General features: G+C 41.6%; 22 protein-coding genes. 1 reads left to right on the top strand and 21 read right to left on the bottom strand.

Features of this window, described 5'->3' with window-relative positions:
• Positions 1 to 3 precede the first annotated feature (3 nt).
• The 8 genes from G9U52_RS30470 to G9U52_RS30435 form a co-directional block, all read right to left on the bottom strand.
• Entirely contained in the window at positions 4 to 903 is a 900-nt protein-coding gene (locus tag G9U52_RS30470) for an ABC transporter permease (RefSeq protein ID WP_243767660.1), read from the bottom strand.
• Between the two features lie 156 nt (positions 904 to 1,059).
• Complete coding sequence (locus tag G9U52_RS30465; protein ID WP_166154800.1) at positions 1,060 to 3,210, bottom strand: AraC family transcriptional regulator; 2,151 nt, start codon at positions 3,208 to 3,210, stop codon at positions 1,060 to 1,062.
• 220 nt (positions 3,211 to 3,430) lie between these two features.
• Complete coding sequence (locus tag G9U52_RS30460) at positions 3,431 to 4,216, bottom strand: SDR family NAD(P)-dependent oxidoreductase (RefSeq protein WP_166154798.1); 786 nt, start codon at positions 4,214 to 4,216, stop codon at positions 3,431 to 3,433.
• 50 nt (positions 4,217 to 4,266) lie between these two features.
• Positions 4,267 to 5,220: an aldo/keto reductase gene (locus tag G9U52_RS30455; RefSeq protein WP_166154796.1), complete on the bottom strand. Its 954-nt coding sequence runs from the start codon at positions 5,218 to 5,220 to the stop codon at positions 4,267 to 4,269.
• A gap of 261 nt (positions 5,221 to 5,481) precedes the next feature.
• Positions 5,482 to 5,955 (bottom strand): GlcG/HbpS family heme-binding protein, encoded by a 474-nt coding sequence (locus G9U52_RS30450; RefSeq protein WP_166154794.1) that lies wholly within the window; start codon positions 5,953 to 5,955, stop codon positions 5,482 to 5,484.
• A 207-nt stretch (positions 5,956 to 6,162) separates the two neighbouring features.
• Positions 6,163 to 6,585: a GNAT family N-acetyltransferase gene (locus G9U52_RS30445; RefSeq protein WP_166154792.1), complete on the bottom strand. Its 423-nt coding sequence runs from the start codon at positions 6,583 to 6,585 to the stop codon at positions 6,163 to 6,165.
• A gap of 289 nt (positions 6,586 to 6,874) precedes the next feature.
• The gene (locus G9U52_RS30440) at positions 6,875 to 7,570 is read right to left on the bottom strand and encodes a YjjG family noncanonical pyrimidine nucleotidase (RefSeq protein ID WP_166154790.1); all 696 of its coding nucleotides are present in this window, start codon (positions 7,568 to 7,570) and stop codon (positions 6,875 to 6,877) included.
• Between the two features lie 262 nt (positions 7,571 to 7,832).
• Positions 7,833 to 8,276, bottom strand: a complete 444-nt coding sequence (locus tag G9U52_RS30435; RefSeq protein WP_166154788.1) for a carboxymuconolactone decarboxylase family protein — start codon at positions 8,274 to 8,276, stop codon at positions 7,833 to 7,835.
• A gap of 240 nt (positions 8,277 to 8,516) precedes the next feature.
• On the opposite strand from G9U52_RS30435, the gene G9U52_RS30430 reads away from it, so the two are divergent.
• Positions 8,517 to 9,020: an RrF2 family transcriptional regulator gene (locus G9U52_RS30430; protein WP_166154786.1), complete on the top strand. Its 504-nt coding sequence runs from the start codon at positions 8,517 to 8,519 to the stop codon at positions 9,018 to 9,020.
• A 334-nt stretch (positions 9,021 to 9,354) separates the two neighbouring features.
• Here the strand turns inward: G9U52_RS30430 and G9U52_RS30425 are convergent, their stop codons facing one another.
• The 13 genes from G9U52_RS30425 to G9U52_RS30370 form a co-directional block, all read right to left on the bottom strand.
• Entirely contained in the window at positions 9,355 to 9,798 is a 444-nt protein-coding gene (locus tag G9U52_RS30425; protein WP_166154784.1) for a cell wall hydrolase, read from the bottom strand.
• 177 nt (positions 9,799 to 9,975) lie between these two features.
• The gene (locus G9U52_RS30420; RefSeq protein WP_166154782.1) at positions 9,976 to 10,518 is read right to left on the bottom strand and encodes a DinB family protein; all 543 of its coding nucleotides are present in this window, start codon (positions 10,516 to 10,518) and stop codon (positions 9,976 to 9,978) included.
• Between the two features lie 565 nt (positions 10,519 to 11,083).
• On the bottom strand, positions 11,084 to 12,400 hold the full coding sequence (locus G9U52_RS30415) for a hypothetical protein (protein WP_166154780.1): 1,317 nt from the start codon (positions 12,398 to 12,400) through the stop codon (positions 11,084 to 11,086).
• A 44-nt stretch (positions 12,401 to 12,444) separates the two neighbouring features.
• Positions 12,445 to 13,470 (bottom strand): LacI family DNA-binding transcriptional regulator, encoded by a 1,026-nt coding sequence (locus G9U52_RS30410; protein WP_243767659.1) that lies wholly within the window; start codon positions 13,468 to 13,470, stop codon positions 12,445 to 12,447.
• A gap of 28 nt (positions 13,471 to 13,498) precedes the next feature.
• On the bottom strand, positions 13,499 to 14,053 hold the full coding sequence (locus G9U52_RS30405) for an HAD family hydrolase (RefSeq protein ID WP_166154776.1): 555 nt from the start codon (positions 14,051 to 14,053) through the stop codon (positions 13,499 to 13,501).
• Entirely contained in the window at positions 14,043 to 15,062 is a 1,020-nt protein-coding gene (locus G9U52_RS30400; protein ID WP_166154774.1) for an ABC transporter ATP-binding protein, read from the bottom strand. The genes G9U52_RS30405 and G9U52_RS30400 overlap by 11 nt, the downstream gene beginning before the upstream one ends.
• A gap of 2 nt (positions 15,063 to 15,064) precedes the next feature.
• Entirely contained in the window at positions 15,065 to 16,123 is a 1,059-nt protein-coding gene (locus G9U52_RS30395) for an ABC transporter ATP-binding protein (protein ID WP_166154772.1), read from the bottom strand.
• 49 nt (positions 16,124 to 16,172) lie between these two features.
• Positions 16,173 to 17,264 carry an ABC transporter permease gene (locus G9U52_RS30390; protein ID WP_243767647.1) on the bottom strand — a complete coding sequence of 364 codons (1,092 nt, stop codon included), beginning with the start codon at positions 17,262 to 17,264 and terminating at the stop codon, positions 16,173 to 16,175.
• A 57-nt stretch (positions 17,265 to 17,321) separates the two neighbouring features.
• Positions 17,322 to 18,359, bottom strand: coding sequence for an ABC transporter permease (locus G9U52_RS30385; protein WP_243767646.1), 1,038 nt, complete (start codon positions 18,357 to 18,359; stop codon positions 17,322 to 17,324).
• Between the two features lie 54 nt (positions 18,360 to 18,413).
• Positions 18,414 to 20,354, bottom strand: coding sequence for an ABC transporter substrate-binding protein (locus tag G9U52_RS30380; RefSeq protein WP_166154766.1), 1,941 nt, complete (start codon positions 20,352 to 20,354; stop codon positions 18,414 to 18,416).
• 764 nt (positions 20,355 to 21,118) lie between these two features.
• Positions 21,119 to 21,361, bottom strand: a complete 243-nt coding sequence (locus G9U52_RS30375) for a hypothetical protein (RefSeq protein WP_166154764.1) — start codon at positions 21,359 to 21,361, stop codon at positions 21,119 to 21,121.
• Between the two features lie 18 nt (positions 21,362 to 21,379).
• On the bottom strand, positions 21,380 to 21,505 hold the full coding sequence (locus tag G9U52_RS41090; protein ID WP_279538775.1) for a hypothetical protein: 126 nt from the start codon (positions 21,503 to 21,505) through the stop codon (positions 21,380 to 21,382).
• A 272-nt stretch (positions 21,506 to 21,777) separates the two neighbouring features.
• Positions 21,778 to 22,290, bottom strand: a complete 513-nt coding sequence (locus G9U52_RS30370) for a VOC family protein (RefSeq protein WP_166154762.1) — start codon at positions 22,288 to 22,290, stop codon at positions 21,778 to 21,780.
• Between the last annotated feature and the right edge of the window lie 196 nt (positions 22,291 to 22,486).

Genomic DNA, 22,486 nt, shown 5'->3' with positions numbered 1-22,486 from the left:
TAATTACCAAAGCCCTCTGCCAAATTTTCTAGCTATTTGATTGGCGGTTAAAACCATGATCAAGCTTATTATCGATTCAAATAGCCCCATTGCCGCTGTGAGACTGAACTGCATGCCTTGCAGGCCTACCTTATAAATATAAGTGCTGATCACCTCGGAAACATTGGATATCACCGGATTTTGCAGCACATACACTTGGTCGAAGCCAACCTCCATCACATGCCCCATAGAAAGAATAAACATAAGCACAATCGTTGAGCTAATTCCGGGGAGCGTGATATGCCAAATTTTCCTCAGTTTTCCCGCTCCATCAAGGCTGGCCGATTCGTACAGGCTGGGATCAATCGTTGAGAGCGCTGCCAAATAAATAATAGCTGTCCACCCGGCTGTCTTCCAAATGCCTGATCCCACAAAAATCGCGATCCATGAAGGCTCCTTGTACAGAAAAGGGAATGCACTTCCCGTCCATTGCTGAATCCAGTAGTTCACAATCCCTGTATCTTGGGAGAAAATGCTTAAGACCATGCCTCCAATCACAACCCATGAAATAAAATGAGGCAAAAACACGAGCGTTTGCACCGATTTTCTGAACCAAATTTTCTTGACTTCACTTAACAGAATGGCCAGCATGATCGGAAAAGGGAAGCCAACAAATACACTTAACAGACTTAAAAGCAGCGTGTTGCGAATGATCTGCAACGTCTGGGAGGTATTGAATAAAGTTTCGAAGTTGCTGAGCCCCACCCAGGGGCTCCCCCATACGCCATCCATAAAGCTGTAATCTTTAAAAGCGATAATAAGTCCAAGCATAGGGATATATTTGATAACGATGAAATATACGACAGGAGGGAAAAATAGGAGTAGAAGAAAGAGGTTTTGTTTGAGCTTTTTCCTTGCCTGCATCCAATTGAAATGTGTATGCTGAGCGATTTGCTTGTTTGCCAGCGGAATTTGTCCTTCCTTCATTCGCATATTTGACCTCCTTAGGTGATTGCCTTTAGAGTAAACGGTAACGAATTTAGGGTCAATATACATGATTCCCAGCATATACCATTCGTACTATAGCTGATTTGTTGTCTCTTTTCGGTAATCACCAGGGGTGAGTCCTACGATTTTTTTAAAAACCCGTATAAACGATAGGGAGTGAACATAACCCACTCTGACTGCGATATCCTGGATCGAATCGGTCGTTTCGCACAACAATTTCTTGGCGTTTTTCACTCTGACGGAAACTAAATAATCAACAAAATTAACTCCGAACTCATCCTTGAACAATCGGCTCAGGTATTTGGGGCTGATACCGAATTCATCGCTTAGGCTATTAAGAGAAATTTCTTGATTGGCATAATGCTCTTCTATGTACATCCTGACCTTTTGGATTTGAAAATGATTTTTTTTGCTGTCCCGTAAAAGATCCATTTCCGCCTTGGCTCGAACCAAGATATCAAAAAATTCTTCTTCTACCTCTTCAATAAGATCGAAACGATCCACCAGCTTATTTAATTGCGGTAGTGCTGCGTGCTTCCAAATATCCTGAAAATCAACAGACAGCTCCATAATATCCTTATAAAGATAATAAATTAAATAGTGTAGCTGCGAAATCACCTCATCTCTGGATAAAAAGCCGTGCTTTAGCTCATTCATAAATTGTCTATATGGACCTTCCCATTCCGGTTCCCCCAGACGAAGATGCTGGGACATCGTACGAATGAAATGCAAATGCCGGAAGCTTTCCGTGTACGCCTTGGCCGAAATTTCCCAAAACCCGATAATCCGATTATTGCCCAGAGCTGTCTTGTATTTGGTGCTGTCCAGTGATTCGTGATAGGCATGCGGAACCATTGAAATTTGTTTGGTGGCATTGCCAATTCCTATCGTTACCGTGAACTTCAGATTGCGCTCGACCCATATTCGCATTTGCTCACATAAAGCAAAAATAATTTCCTGAGCATTGATATTGTTCTCGCTAATTTGGAATAAAACACTAAGCTGATGCTTCTCCAACCATTCTGACCATACATTGATCGAGTTTTTCTGGGAGATTTCCAGCAGGACGTTACTGAGAATGAAGGTTAACAGGTATTGATCCTTATTCGAATACTTGTTTTTAAACTCGTAGTAGTTATCTATTTCAATAATAGCCACACTTAGCTGCTCGAATTCATTGGAGAGCCCGAGCTTTTCCACTTCAAAATTCCATTCCGCTTCACTTATTTTATGGTTCTCGCTCATTAATTTTCGAAAAAAATGTGATTTTCGATAGATGAGATTCTCTTGATACTGCTTCAAAAAACCGCTGGATTGCTTGATGAGCGCTTCTACAGGCTTGTAGTTCCAGCGTATCACATAAAAGATCAACAAGCCCCCGAGGATCGCAATAAACAATCCGCCAGCCATCCACATATAAGAGATGATCGAAGAGGCTACTCCGAATACATTGTCGCCCTTCAAGCCGCTGAGGTAGGTCCAGTTTGTGTAGGTGGATTGGATATTGGACATTTCTTGCTTGGATAAATGAGCGGCTCCATTCAGATCTCCCCATAGTAGCTTTCCTGCTTGATCATAAATATCGATGAAGGTAATTTGCGAGGTTGACATATTATCAATCATTTTCTTAATCGCATCGGTTTTTACATTAACCACCAAATATCCCTGATGCTCATTAGACAAGCTTCTTACAAGAGAAACGACTTGTACAGGCTCCTGCTGGTTCTGGAATTCTTTATAATTCCTCACTCCAAACCAGTTGTATGGTGGTCTATTGCCATTTAGATTAAGAAGAAATTCCCGATCATTAAACGTATCTATCGAAACCAATTGGTTTGTAGTCAGGATGAACTGGTCAAAGATACGGTAAAAATATACGGAGTCGATTAGCGGGTTAAGCAAGGTAAGCTCCCTTAAATCATTGGCAAGCTGGTAATTGACTAGTGGAAGGTTCTCGTATTCGGATAGGCTTGCAAAATTTTTCATATGGTTATTCGTCAATACTTCTTTGATCATCTGCTGATTAATCGTTTCCAGGGCGTAATCGATGGATTGAATCGCATGCTGCAGATAAACGCCATCGGCTTTGGTTACTTCTCCCTTAATGATTTGGCTGGTTGATAAAAAAATGAAAAAAATAAGCGTGGAAGAAATAATGAAAAAGATGGGCAGGTAGGTGAAAAGCTGACGATAAAACCAATTATTTTTGAATATTGATATCATAAGCACAACTCCCCCGATCACATGGATAATAATTCCATGTAAGTTGTAAGCGTTATTTTTTATATTCGAGATCCTCATACTGATACCTGCTTGTCCATATAGAAGATATCTATTTAGATAGGCAAATAGAGCTACAATAGGCTTGCGCCCGTCGTAGCTCATTCTAAAAATTTCATCCCCACAACTATCCCCAATAAGCTAGCTTTGCCTCTTTAGACAGTTACTCCCAGCTGGGCAGCGGTTTCTTGAGTCCGTCCTCGATCCATAAAAACCGTCCGTTGATAGGATCCGATTCAGGCTTTAGCAGATCCAATATCAGCTTGACCGTTTTTTCAGGTAAGTCTCCTCCCGTCTGCTCTACCCAATTGATCCAATTGGCCATACCTCCTGATTCACGAGAAGCCATACGTATGGAATCGAACATTTCAGTCATGACTTCCCCTGGATGCATCACATTAGCGGTTACTCCGGTTCCTTGAAGCTCGGCGGCAAGTTGCCTGGTAAAGTGGTTCAAGGCCACTTTACTAACGGCGTAGGCGCTGTTTGACGGTGTAGGAGCAGCTAATGATGCAGCGGAGGTGATATTGACGATTCTCCCCCATCCCGTTTTCATCATCTCGCCTGCAAAAGCGCGACATATCAGATAAGGTCCTGCCGTATTTGTCATCAAGGTGTTCATCCATATGGCCGGATCACTTTGTGAAATCGGGTTTACTTCCCCATAAATCCCTGCCGCATTCACTAGAACGACCGGAATGCCGTGATGTTCCAACACCTGACTAGCCATGCTAGCTATAGCCTCCTGAATACTAACATCCACCGCATACCAGAACGCATTACCACCTAAGGCTTGAATGATCTCCTGCGTTTCTCTAAGCGCCTGTTCCCTCCGACCGATGAGAATCACTTCCGCTCCCTGATCGGCAAGACCAATCGCAATCGCCCTGCCTAGACCACTCCCGGCGCCGGTGACCAGCGCTACTTTTCCGAATAAACGGCTTATCAACTTCCGTTCCTCCTCAGCTTATTAAATAATATATATTCAATTCAATGTGCTCAAAACGGAGGTGAATAGATAAAGTCTTTACTTAGTTCGTCAAGCGATTTCAGAACGTCCTCGGAAAGGTCGAGGTTAACCGCCTTCAGATTCTCATCGATTTGAGATTCACGGGTCGCTCCAGCGATGACGGTGCTTACCGCAGGCTGGTGCATCAACCAAGCCAGCGAGAGGGCCGTGGCAGATGTACCGATCTCCGCAGCAATTTTTGCCACTTGTTCACCCAACTCTACTCGGGCGGCGTTCACACGTTTCGCAAAGTTAGGGTTCTTGTCCAATTGCGATCCGCTAGGTACAGAACCTTCCGAATATTTGCCTGTAAGAATTCCTCCTGCCAGAGGAAAATAAGGAATGAGTCCGATTCCCTGATCTACACAGAACGGAATCAGTTCCCTTTCTACACCACGATCAGCCAGTGAATAACCGGGTTGAACCGAAACATACTTGATCAGGTGTTGACTTTGGCTAATGGCAAGGGCTTTCATCATTTGCCACGATGCATAATTCGATGCCCCCACGTATCTCACTTTTCCGGATGTTACAAGATCATCCAAAGCACGGAGAGTCTCCTCAAGCGTAGTTTTCGGATCAAAAGCATGAATCTGATAGAGGTCTATGTAGTCCGTACGCAAGCGACGCAAACTTCCTTCGAGTTCCTTTAGAATATGCTGACGTGAGGAACCTCTGGTGTTCGGACCTTCTCCTAGCTTTATGCCCACTTTTGTCGCAAGGAGCACCTCATGACGCCGTCCTTCAAACGCTTCTCCGATGATCTCTTCCGACTTTGTGCCTGTATAAATATTGGCGGTGTCAATGAACGTGATCCCATTATCAACTGCATGATGCAGTACTCGAATCGATGTATTTTTGTCTGCGCGTCCACCGAATGCATTCGTACCCAAACCAAGCACCGAAACTTCTAATCCGCTTGTCCCTAAATTACGATATTGCATGTTAATCCCTCCAATACTTTATTTTACCAACTATTATAATATAACATAAAAATATTATTGAATCTGTCGAATCACACTGAAGAAGTAACTGAAAAATAACGCTCTGCACTACCACCCTTCTGCACCGCGCGGAGATCCCAAGAGCGCGGTGGGGCGATACGTGTTGGCAGTCAACCACGTCAATACCGTACAGATTGCTTAAAGGAATGGGTATGTGGAGTACACTCGAGCTAGTGGTAGCTCTCTATTGTTGTGCCCGGCCTACCTGTTCGAATAGATAGAACCACCGATACGAGCACTAGTAATCGCCGCGTCTCCCATTCCAAGTAGGTTCTTGAAGGCTTGAACCGCGGCATTGGCCACTTCGATGTCTTGAGCGCTCGTTCCTCCACTTACACCGATGCCACCGATGACTTTGTCTTTACTGACGAAAGGGATGCCTCCGCCCAAGATGACAAGTCTACCCTGGTTGGTAGTATTAATACCGAACGAGGGACCTCCAGGAAGCGCCGATTGCGCAAGGTTGGCTGTCGGCATCTGCATGGCTACACTAGTCCAAGCCTTGTTCATGGAGATGTCGATACCAGCAATTTTGGCATTGTCCATACGATGGAAAGCGATTAGGTTCGCACCTTCATCAACGATCGCGATATCGCTGGAAAGCCCCATTTGCCGGGCTTTCTGTTCTGCGACAGCAAGCAATTGTTTGGCAGTTTCTAAGTTTAGTTTAACCAACGCATTCACTCCTCAAGATTTATTTACTCCGTTATTATATGGGCATTCCCCTAGCATGGTGAATTCAACGGGCAAAATAAGAAAATTGCGAAAAGCAAACGATTACAAGGAAATGGAGGTTTTACATGAGGCAGTTACTTCAATGAAAAAGGAGGAAAAAATAAGAGCAGCTGCCGCGGCAATCTGCTCCATGTATTTGCTTATATACTAAAGTTCTTTTACCATGGCTATATGCGGGATATCCGCTTCTAGGAAAACATCGGATACCGTTTTGTAACCGATCTTGCTATAGAACTCTTTGGCGTGCGTCTGCGCGTGCAACTTTGCCTTACTAAGGCCCCGAGATTTCGCGATTGACTCGAGTGCATCCATGATTTTTTTGCCAAGCCCATATTTGCGATATTCCTTCAAAATGCAAATTCGCTCTAGCTTGGCCATATCCTCAACAATTCGAATACGGCCAGTTCCGACCGGCCTATCTTCGAAATAAACCAGTACATGCTCCGACGTCTTCTCGAACTCGTCATACTCCTCTTCTTCGGTTACGCCCTGTTCCTCGACGAATACTACTTTCCGGATAGCATAAACCATCTCAAGATCCTGCTCACTCGTTACTAATATGGCTGTCATTCTGTCATCATCCTTTCGCTTATATTATAACGCATACTCGCATCCATAATGCTGTAGACACCTTTAAGACAACTTTCCGGAGTGCTGTTCATCCATGAAGTTTAGGTGGTTAACTATTTGCATAATATAGGGTATTTCCAGCATCCGATGCCGTCAATCTACGATTGTATGCTCTAGTCTAAAGTTACAAATCCGTTTTGTTACACTAAATAACTCAAATTGTCGGTATCGATACATATCGTTCTACGTAGTTACGAATAATACGAATTAACTTAGTCACTCATTATGCTCATTTTGTAGGAGTGCAGATGTCATATAATTCCACTAAGCTTGTGACCGTGTATGTACTTTGAATTTCTTCAGAGCATTTTTGTGACTTTCTGTTAATCCAGCAGGTATCAATTCCTGACAGAAGACCGCCTTTTATATCGGTATTTAATGAATCCCCGATAATAAGGGTTTCCCTTATATTAAAATCTTTAATATGACTCATCACGTAATCAAAAAATTCTTTTGATGGCTTTTGAAATCCAATGCTTTGAGAATCAAAAATGTCTTCAAAAAATTCATATAAGCCTGACTGCTTCAATCGTTTTATCTGAGTTTGGGTTATACCATTAGTAATAACAAACAGTCTATGGGATATAGATAAGCTCTGACACACTTCTAAAGCTCCTTCCATAAGCAGCTGACTTCCATTGCCCAAAAGTTCTCTATACATATTTTCCCATTTAATGCCATCCACAACTTTTCCAAGTCTTGACATAGTTTCTGAAAATCTTGAGTTTAGCACAACATCTAATACAATTTTTCCATTTTCATAATCAGCCCATAGTTGTTTGTTGACGGAATTATATACTCGAGACCACTCATCCGAAAAAGTATATCCGTGTTGCTGAAACAATTTGTTTAACGAATCCGTTTCATTAGCTCCGAAATCTAACAATGTATCATCTAAATCAAATAGAAGTATTTTATAGCTCATTTTTCCTCCCCTAAAATATAATAATCTTGACTTTGTCTCATCTTACAAAGGTGAACATTGGTCTGTAGAGCAATAGGGCTCAGGACTATTGCAGGCCTTTGACTAAAGTCAATCCCCGTACATAGTCAATGTACGGGGATTGCGCCTGCAAAAATCTGTTATTTATGTGCGCCCGGCTTATGGGATGAACTTTTATCTAGTGGGTGTCGGTTACATATAACGCGGTTGACATGATTGATCTCTCTCAGTAAGCTTCTTCTCTTTACTCCTGTTCAGGGAACATCCCTGTGGAGATGGCGATGCGATTCCATGCATTAATGGTATTGATTGCCATAATGATTGCCACATATTCTGCCTCATCTACGTGTGCCCGAACTCTTTCATACAAATCCTGCGGCACGCCTTGCTCGGAAATACGGGTTACAGCTTCCGTAAGCTCAAGCACCACTCTTTCTTTATCAGAATAAAAGGGTGCTTCGCGCCACGCGCTAAGTAAATAAATCCGTTGCTCCGTCTCGCCCATTTTCCGCGCATCTCGTGTATGCATGTCCATACAATAAGCACACCCGTTTATTTGTGAGGCTCTGATCTTAATGAATTCATATAGCTTTGCATCCAACCCACTTGTCTTAATAAACCCTTCCAGCTTCATCATTGCTTGCAAAGCACCTGGACTTGCACTGGTATGATTTAATCTAACCTTCATAGTAATCTCCTCCGTGAACAATAAATTTTATCTTGCTTCTATAAGTATAACATCGACAAAGTATATCGACGATTTACTTGATCTATAATATAACTCTATAATTTATAGCTGTCAACCAAAAATCATGAGTCATTTTTAGCTACAAATACCCAAGTACTCAAATACCCATATTTGACAAGGGTTTTAAATCCACCTAAGATGATTAATAGCAACTTTTATATCTAGAAAGCAGGTGTTTACATGCAGTATAGTATTGGCGTTGAATATGGACTGCATTGCTTGGTATATTTAATTGATATTCCTCCTGATTCTACCATTGGGATTAAAGAGCTTTCCGCTTTTCAAGGTGTTTCGGAAACTTATCTTTCGAAAATTTTTAGTAAATTAACAAAAGCTGGTATCGTAAGCTCTGTCCCTGGTGTAAAAGGAGGCTATAAATTAGCCAAGTCTCCTGCGGAAATTTCTTTTTGGGATGTAGTTGAAGCTGTTGAAGGTGCTACTCCCATTTTTCAATGTAAAAATATCAAAAATAATAGCTATCTATGCCGTGATGAAGACTATGCAGCATGCACTCTAGCTTCTTCCTGTCTGATTAACTTAACTATGCTCGAAGCTGAAGATAGTATGCGCAATGTTCTGCGTAACAAGTCACTTACTTGGTTGAATGAAGAGCTTGATCGCGTATTAACTCCTCAATCGCGCAAAGAAACTCGTGAATATTTTGCTAATAGCAACAATGTTTAATGTATATGGTTATAAATCCCAAGCGTATTCCAGTAAAATAAGGATGCTGAACGAGAGAAGGGATGTGATATGTAACATATTGGTCTATTAAGATTACAATCAACACTGGTAGCTTATTCAAATGAAAAACCTTGAAAGGCATGAAGCCAATCAAGGTTATTAAAAAACCTACTATGTTTATCATATTAAATTTAAACGTATTAGAAGGATTTGGTGATATGCCATCGCAAAAATCATTCAGCTGCAACTTTGACAAAAATGCTCAAGACTCTGACTCTGCTCATGACGAAAATTTGTCAGTCTAAGAGATCCTGAGCTCTTTTCGTTCATAAAATTAAAAAGTATTATATACATTTTCACATTCTTCTGCGGTCGGTTCATAAAAACAGTGCTTCTTCCATCGTCCTACGAACGGCTGATTATACCAAGTTGGCGGACATGGTCCGGGATTTTCGAACGTTCCTGGACGGAAATACCATAGGGAGAATTTGCCTGGCCAATTCCGCTCCCCATTCACAGTCCGTTGCGCCAGACGGCGTTCCCTCTCTCTTGCGTTTTGATAGTACATACCATGTTGCAATGCTTCGAACGCATGCGGCTGGTTGATCATTTGGGGAATTGTCCGGATTCCTTTAAAATCGGAGCAATTCGCTCTTATTCGGTTAATGCCAACATTTCCAACAAGGAGCATGCCCATTTCGCCTTCGGTCTCAGCTTCAGCTCGAAGCAACCTTGCCAACATATCAATATCCTGTTTCCTGGCTTTTACGACTGCCATCGGCTCACCTCTTAAGATTGTATTTCTAACACATCATATTGTAGGCGAAGTGAATATGTTACTCTGGCTTTTGTTGTGACTTGTCGGAAGTGATCATTCTCTCGGTAGCGGAACAAATCACTCTGCTCTCATCCCTTGGTCTGAAGGCTTGTTATCCAATGCGTCTTACCTTCCCTGCTATTCCCCCAAGGGTTTATTCCAAGATCCCCTGATGCAGTCTTTATAAATAAGATCTTTTAAACTTTTTTCATTAATTCCATTTTGAACAAATTGGAAATTACTATACGTCAATCTTTGTACTCGGTCGATTATTTGTCCTAAATGATATCCCGTATGTTCGACTAAATGGTAAATATCAAACATATCGAGGTTCTTCTCGTCCTTGTTTCCATCTGTATAATCAATCATGACTTCTTTCCATGAATTAAAACGTTGAGTTATAAATTGAATTAAGTCAGATGGGGAGGTGGCAACTTCATCAGGAAAGTGATTTTCTATTCCGCCCTCGATTTTCCCACTATTTAAATATCGGATCACATGCCGTTGAATATGCGATCCTACATGTAACACGATGCCACCAATTGAATTAAGAGTTTCTTTCTCATGTTTCCAAAGAACTTCTTTATCCACACTTTCCAAAGCTAATTTCAATTTAGGAAGGTAGTGCTCGCACATTCTAAATATCGAAATGCGTACAAATTCAAGTAGTTCAATACCCATGAACACCGCCCCTTTTTTAACAATATTTATTCAATATTCCGTTGAAATATCCCCGCCGAAGACATGAAATATGGCTGCCGATCACTGGCAGACTGTTGTTCATCGAGCTCTTGTTTCTGTTAGTCCAATAAGCGAAAGGGCTCTGATTATATAAGTCCATTATTTTCTCCAACAAAATAAAAGCTCGCCTTCGAATTTTTCAAAAACTGTTGTGTACGTATGGAAGAAATGTTGGTAGAGAAACAGAATTTGTACAGCCCGTCATACATCATCATGAACATCTGTGTTATTTTCATTTTCAAGGTTTTCTTCAATATTTAATAATATATTACCACATAATGGATATATTAATTGCACTATCCTGCCCGTTGAGCAAACAAAAAACGGCTGCCGAAGCAACCTCTATTCCAGTGGCAGCCTAGGACCGAAAAATAAAGCTTTGACTGCCGCTGGTTTATTGAATTAACGTGCTGCGTAAGTGCAATAAATGAGGCAGATTGCACTAAGTATTAATTATAAGCTATCTTATTGATCACATATCAATGTATCGAAAGAAAACTACGATCTATAAATTCCCTCTCCACAGAGTATGCCTTGGGTGCTCTTTGGTAACCACAACCGCAGTATTGCTACGAAGGGGCGGATGAGGCAAGTAGTCTTCGTCAAGAAAAAAGCCTTTAAACTCGGGAATTAGAACCGATTCCTCTCCACCAGACAGCCATACTGCGCTAATTTCTTCAATATCGATATAACTAATGCCTTCCGGAAGCTTAACTGTAGTGCTGAATTGAAAGTAGGGACCATCATAAGCACAGCGGAAATTACCAACGCGCAGATCACCGAAGCTGCTGGAGAACCATCCTGTCATTTCTTTGAGCTTGACTTGAATATCTATAGATGTTTTCTTATAGGGATCTGTCGTTACTTTGGCCGTTTGAACGTAAAGGTAATTACGTAAATCGGTTAGCTGAAATGAATTGTTCACTACGTGTGGACTCATCGGATATTGACGAAGCATCTCCCATGCGGTGACCTGATAGGTAAACGGAAAGGCATCCATAACCCGCTCCCTCGGCTCCGCCTCCTGATTCCATTCATATACAGGCGGAAAAAGAAATCTGTAGTTAGAAGTTACCTTATCATGAACCATCCCATTCGTTGTTGATACCTGAAGCACTGGATGCCCTCCCAAGGCTCTACCGCCTTGAAAGTCTGTCGTAATATGATGCGGTCCCTGGAATGTAGCCTTCAGCACCTCGCCTTCTCCACTCAGCTCCACTCGGTAAACCCACTCTATATCGGTAGTCCGTCCCCATTTACTCATTAGCAATGGAGTAGGCGTCCCTTCATCCTCATGAGAGAATATCATTTGATATTCAATCGCTCTACCACTCTCCATGGGTTCCGTATAATAAAACATCACCATCGGCGTGTCCGTATAACGGCTCTCATAGGGATGATAAACATTGCGTCCGTATAATACGGGTGTATGTTTATATATTTCATATAGTTCTGATTGTTCAGTAACTGTGTTGACCACAACCGAATCGATAAATGCCCTTCTTACCTTAGGCGATGAGATCTCCAATTCAAAAGCGAACCGCAGCGTATAGGTACCTGACTCCAAGTAACCAAGTAGCCTTGTATAAAGGAAAGGACGGCTTCCGAAAAAAAGAACACAATCCTGATTATATTCACCCTGCAACCAAAAACGCAAAACGGACGACTCATAACCCTCTTCGCGCCAATCACTTTCCGACTTGGCCATTAGGTCAATCTCGACAAATCCTGCTTTCTCCAAATGAAAATCCATTGTGAATTCTTCATACTCATTTACTTCTTTCCATCCAATTGCTCCTGTGGATACAAGCTGCTGCTTCATCTTCGGTTCCCTCCGATATGTCCTGGAAGAATTTCAAATGCATATTAAATCGTTGAACATGAGCTTCTTTCGATGATTTTACTTTCTATAATTGTATTTTCCGGGAAATCCCCCGGTAACACGTCCAATTTATGCATTAATAGTCGGACAGATTGAATCCCGAGCTCCGAAGGCTGCAAATCCATACTCGTCAACGAAGGGTTTGATTGCACCATCATCGAGAGATCTCCGCATATTACGAATAGAGATATATCCTCAGGTACACTTAAACCCAGGTTCTTGAGCGCATTCAACACGCTAAATGCCGTTCGGTCATCATCAGCAATAATGGCAGTTACTTTTTTCTTAAGCTTTCCCACAATACGAATCGTCTCTGCGTATCCATAATCCATGTAGTCATTGGAAAGAATCGCTGGTTTATGATGAATCATGTGCGCTTCCACTTCGATCTGGTGATCATTCATGGTTTGAATAAATCCTGCTGCTCTTTCGATCGATACGGTCATCAACTCATTGGCATTCAAAAACATCATGTTTCGATGACCCTTATCAATCAAATACTTGCATATACTATTAATAATCTTCACATTATCGTTATCCACACTCGCAGTATGATCAATATCGGCATTCATCACTTTACCTACAGTGACAAAAGGAATTTGCCCAAGATGCATCAGATTGATCCGCTCATCTTCTGTCGTAGGACTCATAACAACTGCACCATCAATCGGATAACTCGACAAGAAGGGCGTCTTTACCTTTTGTAAAGGGATCATGTCCAGCAGCACTCTATATCCATAATAAGAAGCTTCCAAAATCACAGCGTTTATGAATTGCGTATGGAATGCGTTAAAAAAATAGCTGCCATGCGGAATCGTCAAACCAATAGCCATTGTTTTTTTGGTAACTAAGCTTCGCGCAATATGATTAGGCACGTAATTTAATTTTTTGGAAACATTCATGACTCTCTCGGTTACTTCCTTGCTTGTAGGTCTTTTTTGACTAAAGACATTCGATACTGTCCCCTTGGAGACCTTTGCTAATCTTGCAACATCATCAATTTTGGCCATCACTTGTAACACCCCTTCGGGAATCCATTCAACCTAATTGTTGATTAAGCTTTTCAACCAAATCAAGCAATTCCAATGGATTACTGATCGTATAGTCGGGAATCTCACTCTCATCCAAGTGTAGTTTGGGATATCTGGGTGACCAACTGAGGAAGATACTTGTAATGCCCATTTCATTGGCACCCTTCACATCCCGACTCAGATTATTACCTACCATGACAATTCGTGAGCAGTCCTGTTCAGTAAGATCCAAGGCTCCGATCGCTGCTTTAAACATGCGAGAGCTTGGTTTGTAAGCTTTAACCGTCTCTGAATATACCATGGTGGTAAAACAGTCGTATAGCCCATTTTCCGTCAATATATTTTTGAAGGATTGCGCGTAACCGTCAGCTACGATAGCCAGCGTATAACCACGTTCGGCCAGCGTCTTGACCATCACATCCGCCCCAGGAATCACATCAGCATGGATGACGATATCGTGCTCATCCCGAATTTCGGTTCCTTCATCAATAATCGTGTCCCCACAGTCCAGAAGGATTATGAGTTTCTTTTGATTGGAAACATTCTTTGTTTTATGACTCACGTTTTACGCCCCTTAAAGTAAATTCGTTGGCATAGTGGCAGGCAGCATAATGATTGTCGCCTACAAGTTGCAGCTCGGGTTCATGTTGCACACATAGGTCCGTCTTATAAGCACATCTTGGATGAAAGTGGCAGCCGCTTGGTGGATTCGCTGGATTCGGGACTTCACCTTCGAGAATAATTCGATCTTTTTTAAGATGCGGATCAGGTTCAGGCACAGCTGACAAAAGAGCCTCCGTATAAGGATGTTTAGGATGATCAAATAGTGAATCCACAGGTGCTAATTCCACAATTTTACCCAAATGCATAACAGCTACCCGGTCAGATATGTTTTGAACGATAGATAAATCGTGTGAGATAAAGATATACGTAATTTGCAACTGCTGCTGGAGATCCTTCAGCAGGTTAATAATTTGCGCTTTTATCGACACATCCAAAGCGGACACTGCTTCGTCGCAAACAATGAGTCTGGGCTGGGAAATGAGTGCCCTAGCGATAGCAATACGTTGTCTTTGGCCACCGGAGAAGGCATGGGGATAGCGTTTGAGGTAACTAACATTTAACCCTGTCTTTTGCGCGATCTCTGTGACCTTCTCATCCACCTCGGATTTACTCAGCTTGAAATTGGCAATCAACGGCTCAGAAATAATATCATACACACTCATTCTTGGACTGAGCGACGAATACGGGTCCTGAAAAATCATTTGAATATCTTTTCTATATTTCTTGAACTCCTTACCGCGTACGCCTAAAAAATTAACCTGCTCTCCGCCTTCAGTATGATAAAGCACCTCTCCGGAGGTGGCATTTATCCCTCTTACAATGCATCGGCCCAATGTGGTTTTTCCACAACCCGATTCTCCGACGATACTTAAGGTTTCACCCTCCATCAGCTCAAAAGAAACATTGTTTAACACACGAATGTAAGAAGGCTTACTAAATAACTTGGTTTTGGATTTCACTTGAAAATCCTTATTCAGATTATTTACATCTAGTATAGGTTTAGACATACTTATTCTCCTTCATTCTCATCCTTGTACAAAAAACATCGAACCATATGGTTGTCGGATATCCGTGTTTGGGGTACAGCCTGCACATTGCATATGCCTTCAATCCGGTCGGTACAGCGGTCATAGAAACCGCACATCGGAGGCATATTAATGGCCATCGGAACCGTTCCTTCGATCGACTCCAAACGTTTATTTCTATCTGCGCCTAATTTGGGCATCGATTTGAGAAGCCCCTTCGTATAAGGGTGTTTCGGATTGTAGAAAATCTCATCTACCGTCGATTGCTCAACGATTTTCCCCAGATACATGACGGCTACCTCGTCACACATTTCTGCAATGATGCCCAGATCATGAGTCACAAGCAAGATAGCCATGCCAAATTCCTTTTGAAGCCCTCTCATTAATTCCAGCACTTGTGCTTGAATCGTAACATCAAGTGCTGTTGTTGGCTCATCAGCAATTAATAGCTCCGGATTACAGGACAAGGCCATCGAGATCATCGCGCGTTGGCGCATCCCACCGGAAAATTCATGCGGATATTGATCAAACCGCTTCTCTTGATCCGAGATGCCAACTTTACTGAGCATTTCAAGCGCTATTTGCTTAGCCTCTTTTTTATTCTTGGTGCGGTGGATCAAGATCGATTCCATGATCTGATTGCCAATTGTGTACATCGGTGAGAATGCTGTCATAGGCTCTTGGAAGATCATGGCGATCTTTCTGCCGCGAATGGAACGAATTTGTTTGCCACGCGGGTCTAATGATAACAAGTCCAAAGGATCTAACGTCTTCTCCGCAGAGTGATAAACAATTTTGCCCGAGGTTTCGCATTCTTTAGGATTGATACTAATGATAGCTCTACTGGTCAGACTCTTACCGCAGCCGGACTCTCCAACAAGACCTAGTGTTTTCCCCTTTTTTATTACGAAGTCCACTCCATCTACAGCTTTCATTTCCCCATTATCCATTTGAATACGAATTTTGAGATCTTGAACGGTGAGAAGGGGTTGTTCGAATTCAGCTTGTGGAGCCTTTGTAGCTTGTGTTGCTTGAGATGCCATAATATCCCCTCACTATACTGAAATAGGTATGAGTAGTCGCTCCATACAATTATCTCTTGTAGGGATCCGCAGCATCGCGTAACCCGTCACCCAAAAAATTAAAAGTTAATACGGTAAGAATAACAAAAACCAAAGGTATTAATTTCCATGGATATAAAGCTATATTCTCAATCTGCTGCGCTTCCTGAAGCAGGACTCCCCAGCTTGTAGCAGGTGACCGGATACCCAGTCCAAGAAAGCTCATAGCCGTCTCACCTAGGATCATACTCGGTATGGCTAAGGTCGTGGCTACAACCAAATAGCTAATAAAACCAGGCAATAAATGTTTGAGAATGATTTTGGCGTCGCTGACGCCTGCTATTTTGGCCGCGAGAACATACTCTTCATTTTTCAAAGAAATAAATTTTCCTCTAGCAACCCTTGCCAGCTCCGTCCAACCGATAAAAGCGAATATAATGACGATATAGATATACATCGTGACAACGGGTATGCGTGGAGGTATGGCGGCAGATAGTGCCATCCATAGCGGAAGCGTTGGAAAGGAGCGAATAATTTCGATAATTCGCTGAATCACAGAATCGATCCAGCCTCCGAAATACCCCGATACCCCACCGATAAGCAAACCAAGGACAAAACTAATCGCTACTCCAATGAGAGGAATACTTAATGAGATTTGACTTCCTAAGAAGATACGAGACAATAAATCTCGACCCATCCCGTCTGTACCAAATAGAAATAGACGTCCAGGCTCATCCACACCAAACAAGTGAATATTCGTTGAAAATAAACCGAGAAATGAATAAGTTTCACCTTGGGTAAAAAAACGAACGGCATGACGGACCTTGTCATCTTGCACAAACACTTTACGCAGGGTAATCGGGTCTCTCGCTGACTTAAGCTCACTGACAAAAGGTCTCAAAGAAAACTGGCCGTCTGCATCTACAAAGCTTACTTTGACTGGGGGTGCATTCACATACTTACTGTCATAGCTCTGCAAGCCATACGGCGCTATGAACTGTGCGAAGATGGCGGCAATATACAACATCGATAATACAAACAAACTGATACGTGCTAACTTATGCTTCTTCAACCTTAGATACATGAGACGCCATTGTGAGCTGTAGTAGACTTCGTTACTCATGGCTGGCTTGGTAGGGGTCATCTTTTGTTTTCCAAATATCGGGATTGTTTTCATAGATTACATACCTCTAAACTCTGTACGAATTTTCGGATCCAGCCATGCCAATAAAATGTCGGAAATTAATGTCCCGATGACCGTTAATACGGCCATAAACAATAACCAGGTACCCGCCAAATACATATCCTGAGCTAATAAAGCGTTATACATCACTGGACCTTGAATGGGTAAATTCAAAACAATCGCTGTAATCGTCGAGCCTGTAAAAATCGAAGTGAGTGACCACCCAATCGTGCTGACAATTGGATTCAGAGCTGCCCGTGTCGGGTATTTAAGCAAGATTTTGGTTTCTGATAAACCTTTCGATCTGGCTGTCACCACATTCGGTTTATTCAATTCATCTAACATTTGGCCTCTCATGACGCGAATCAGCTCTGCTGTGTTAGCCAAACCAATAACAAGTACAGGGATAATCATATGCTTTAGTAAGTCGAAGACCTTATTCATTGACCATCCGGCATTGGCATATTCACTTGAAAATAGCCCCAGCAGCGGATCTCCAAAGTATACGTAGGAGAGATACATGAGTATAATAGCTAACAGAAAATGAGGCGTCGCCATGCCCAGAAAACCTATGGCTGAATATATATAATCGCCTAACGAATACTGCCTCACCGCACAGTAGATACCTATAGGAATCGCCACTGCATACGTAAACGCCATAGTCACCAGAGACACGATGATCGTTAGCGCCATGTATTGCTGGATAACCGCCATAACCGGTTTGTTATAGCTAAACGAATAACCAAAGTCAAAATGCAAGATGATATTTTTCATCCAGACAAGATACTGGATAAACCAGGGCTGATCTAATTTCAAGCTTACTCTCATTTCGTCCATATCTTGTTGTGTCATAACATCACCGGCTACAGCCATTTTGGCCGCGTAATTAGATACATAATCACCAGCAGGAAGCTGTATGATGTAGAACACGATAATGGAAATGAAAATAACAACGGGTATCACTAAAATGATTCTTCTTAATATATATTGGAGCATCTTTGATTCTTTCCTCCCCGCTTCATTCGAAGCTGCCATTGGAACCCATAAGGGGGAACTCACTTCCCCCTTATCAAGATTAACGAACTCAACTTATGGTTTGATAAAGAATTGTGATGGGTGACCGTGACCTATGCTGCGGAATTCATCTGAATAAATCAAATCCTTAGGTACATTCCCTACTTTATTGGAAGCGACGATCAGGCGAGGTGTTGGACCTGCGTAGCCTATAACCCACTGATTTTTTTGATGAAGCTTAATGATTTCAGAACCCCATTTATTGATATCCTCTTTGCTTGTGGAAGCTTTTACTTTATTCCAGTAGTCAAGAATCAAAGCAACATCGCCCTCGGGCTTAACTCCTTCCTTTCCATTGGATGAAGTATACAATCCATACTGTCCGTACCATGGAGTCAAGACTCTTAGAGGCACAAGCGTATCAGGTCTAAAAGATACATTAACTAAAGAGATGTTTTCAGTTGTGGCCGGTATTTTATTCGAGTATTTGAGCTCTTGATGGGTTCCTGTATCCACAACCTTGAGATCTACTTTAATGCCTACAGTTTCATAATATTTTTTTACTAATTCCAGGAAGCCCGCGGTATTCGTACTGCCTTCAATAACGGTTATGGTTAAATCCGATCCATCCTCATTTAAACGGAAGTTGTTTTTATCACGTTTAGTCAAACCAAGCCCATCCAATAGTTCGTTCGCACGCTTCGGATCGAATTTAGTCCATTGATCCGCCCAGCCTTTTTGGTAACCTACCAAGCCTTCAGGAACCGAGGCCTGTATAGGAGCGCCCAAACCATTCGTAACGATCTCAGAAATTTCCTTCCGGTCTACCGCAACAGATAAGGCTTCTCTGAATTTAATATCCTGGAACAGCTTACGCAGGTTCGGGTCTTCAATCGTCTGATTGAGTTGAATGCCTGCACTTGTCCAGGTGGGCGTTGTCCAAGGCAATACCCGGAAATTCGCTTTTTTCTCATTCTCTTTCAATACCGTAAAGTCCTTAAATTCAAAATCAAGAATATTATAATCTCCTGCCAAGGCGCCCAGAATTCTTTGAGCGGGATCCTGAACCTTGGTAGCCACGATACGGTCCATATATGGAAGCTGGTTACCTTCACCATCGACTTTCCAGAAATACGGATTGCGTTCCATAATAAATTGGTCACTATTCGGATCATTTTTCGCTACCCAAGCTCTTAAAGTTGGAATTTGCGGGTAGACCCAGTAGTAATATCCGGTTGCCACCAGAAAAGATTTTACGTCCTCAAAGCCCCATTTTTTTGCGATCTCAAGCGCTTTATCCTGTCCTATAAATTCCGGTAAAATGGTCTTTTGAAAATGCGCCGGTGCATGGAACCATTTGTTGTCAATGGCTACACGCTCTAGGAACTGCACACTTGGATATTTATGAACGACCTTGAAGCTGTAATCATCAATTTTAGTGACAGTAGCTAAAGCTTTATCTCCGGTCACGGGATCAATCGAGTAATACGCATCATAGATTTTTTTACCAAAGGTCTCTTTACTGAGCATGTGTTCCCAGTAAAACAGGACATCATCCGCTGTAAAAGGCATACCATCCGACCATTTCATGCCTTTTCTTAAATAAATGGTGAACTCTGTTGAATCTTTATTAACATCGTAGCCTTTGGCTACATTAGGTTCAACCGTACTTCCATCCTTGTTAAAGCGGAAAAGCGCTTCCTCGGTAGGTTGACCAACCGTCCAGCGATCGTTAACTCCTGACCAAGGCAGCTTCCAATCGCCGCCGTACTTACCTATTTCCTCTACAACCTTTTCGACCATAATATCTTCCTTGGCTGGCAGGCGTTCGGTAACCGCTTTTAATGTAGTGGCGGTAACAAGCTTAGCCAGCATCGGAGCCTCTTTGTAACCTTCTATCTTCGTTGGAACAACCGGAGTCGCTTTATCCGGAGCCACAGGAGTTACGACTACTGTTGTCTTGGCATTTGGATCACTTTCACATGCAGCAAGACCCATAACAAAAATTAACATCATAACAAAAAGCCACCCATTTTTTTTCAAAGGTAATCCCCTCCGTAATGAACTTGTATTTCAGTTTTCCTTACCTATTACAGCAATCCGTTTACCTTCACCTCCTCGACATTAAACCGGTTTAATGAAACATTAATGTAAATGTAAGCGTTATTATATATGTCATTGGTTGTATCGTACCTCGGATTAAAGCATATTGCAATACTTTTCCAAAAAATGTACCAAATTCCACTCCAATGGATAAAAGGCTCCTCAGGTTTTAAAAAATCAGACCTGTATTTTTGATTTATCTTACAAGAAAGAAGTATCCGCAATCATATTCCCTTAAGTTTACAAGTGACCCATACTGATTATAATATCTTCCCGAAGCTATATCATCTTGTGTTGCTTAGCTTATTTTCTCATTGTTTCGCAAGCGTCAAACAGCCCCCACCTTATCATCAAGTTAGGGGCAGTTCTATATAATTTTGTTCTATTCAAAGTAAACAAATAATTGTATTTGCTTGCTTGAAGAGCCCTCTGTAAGCCTGTGACATAGGATTCTACCCGCTGATATTGTTCGTTGCTTATGCCAGTGATTTCCTTTTTAACAGCCAGAACCAATATATGCGCAAATGCCCAGATTGGTAACAAATGTTCGGTACATGGGAGTTTTATAGATTAGCCCAAGACGACGCTTCATTGCATTTTAAATAACGGCGGTTGTCCGGTGTCTTGTATTAGTAATTTTCAAATAATATTAATCGTTGTTTATATAAGATGAAACGTTACTTACGTGTGAACGCTTCCAGAAGGTCTCCTACACTAATCTCACCAAGTTCTTCGGCAATACGGTCCGCCTTTGTTTTCTTTCTTATCGAGCCTACAAGAACGATTTCTATGTTTTGATCTTTGTCAATTAAGATAGAATCGACATCTAAAGCATTAGTCAATAAACCCACAATTACAGCAAGCTGTTGCGGAGAAAGCTTGGAGAAAGGCGCTTTTTTACCCTTGCCGTTTTTTAGCATAAACCATCACACACCCCATCAACCTATAACTATGTCTGGTTGGTTACCATCGCCCTCATTTACATCAATCCCAATAATAAAGGAGGTGATTATAACTGCCATCACAATGAATGTTATAACTGCTTTTGCGTCGGTTTTGTTCATAACACCCTCCTAATCCATATTTTTGTTTATGTTATGATATGAAAAGGATTCTTGCCCGTTCCAAAGATAATAAGGTATTTTTAGTTCTTAGGCTATTGCCGTGTTTCCTCTGGATATATCGTAAACGTCAATTAGCCCACACCTTGTTATCCCGAAGAGGGCTCATATCAGCTGCAATTAAGATTTAAAAACGCGGCAAGTCAGTGGTAGTTATGCCGACTAGGGGAAGTCGTAGATGAGGGTGAAACTTCTTTGAAAACGTTTAATACTTTTTAATCTTCAATATTCTGTAAAAGCCCTTTATTAAGTCTCATTAAATAATCTTCATGCATATTTAGTGTGTAAAATTCAATTACATTGTTTTCTGTATCTTTAAAATAAATCCTTTTATGACCTAAATTATTTATTATAATCTTATAGTCAATATTACATTCTTCTAATCTATTTATTGCGTCATCTATGTCATTATGATCTATATATAGTGCTAAATGAACGTGAATTCCACCTTCATCAAATAAACCATTCCAACCCGATATTAGCTTACTTTTTTCAAGTAATTGTTCTTGGCTAAATTCACGGGGGAGCCATAATCCCAGTCTTGTACTTCCTCCAACGTATAACCAAGTAGCCCATATCTGCTCTGTATTCTTGTTAAACTGCCCATCACTATATCCCCATTGATCAACTATAGGAAAACCTAGTTTCTTGTGCCAGAACTCAACAGATAGATCCATGTTTATCACTTCAAGAACAGCTTCAGAAATCCCTCTAGATTTAATCTTCATGTTTAGCCCACCATTCTTATAAATAATTCAGGCTCTTTCGGATAACGTTCTTGTAAGTTCCATTATAACAGTCATTGTAAATATTGGAAATTAAAAAGGAGGCTCACAAAGTCCTTAAAGACTTTGCAACCTCCCGATGCTTTCGGTTCTGATGAAGTTGTAAAAGACATTTGTTTTGTGTCACACCAAAACCAAA

Source organism: Paenibacillus agricola (assembly GCF_011440305.1).
Classification (GTDB): Bacteria; Bacillota; Bacilli; order Paenibacillales; family NBRC-103111; genus Paenibacillus_S; species Paenibacillus_S agricola.
This window is presented reverse-complemented; position numbering and strand designations above follow the sequence as displayed.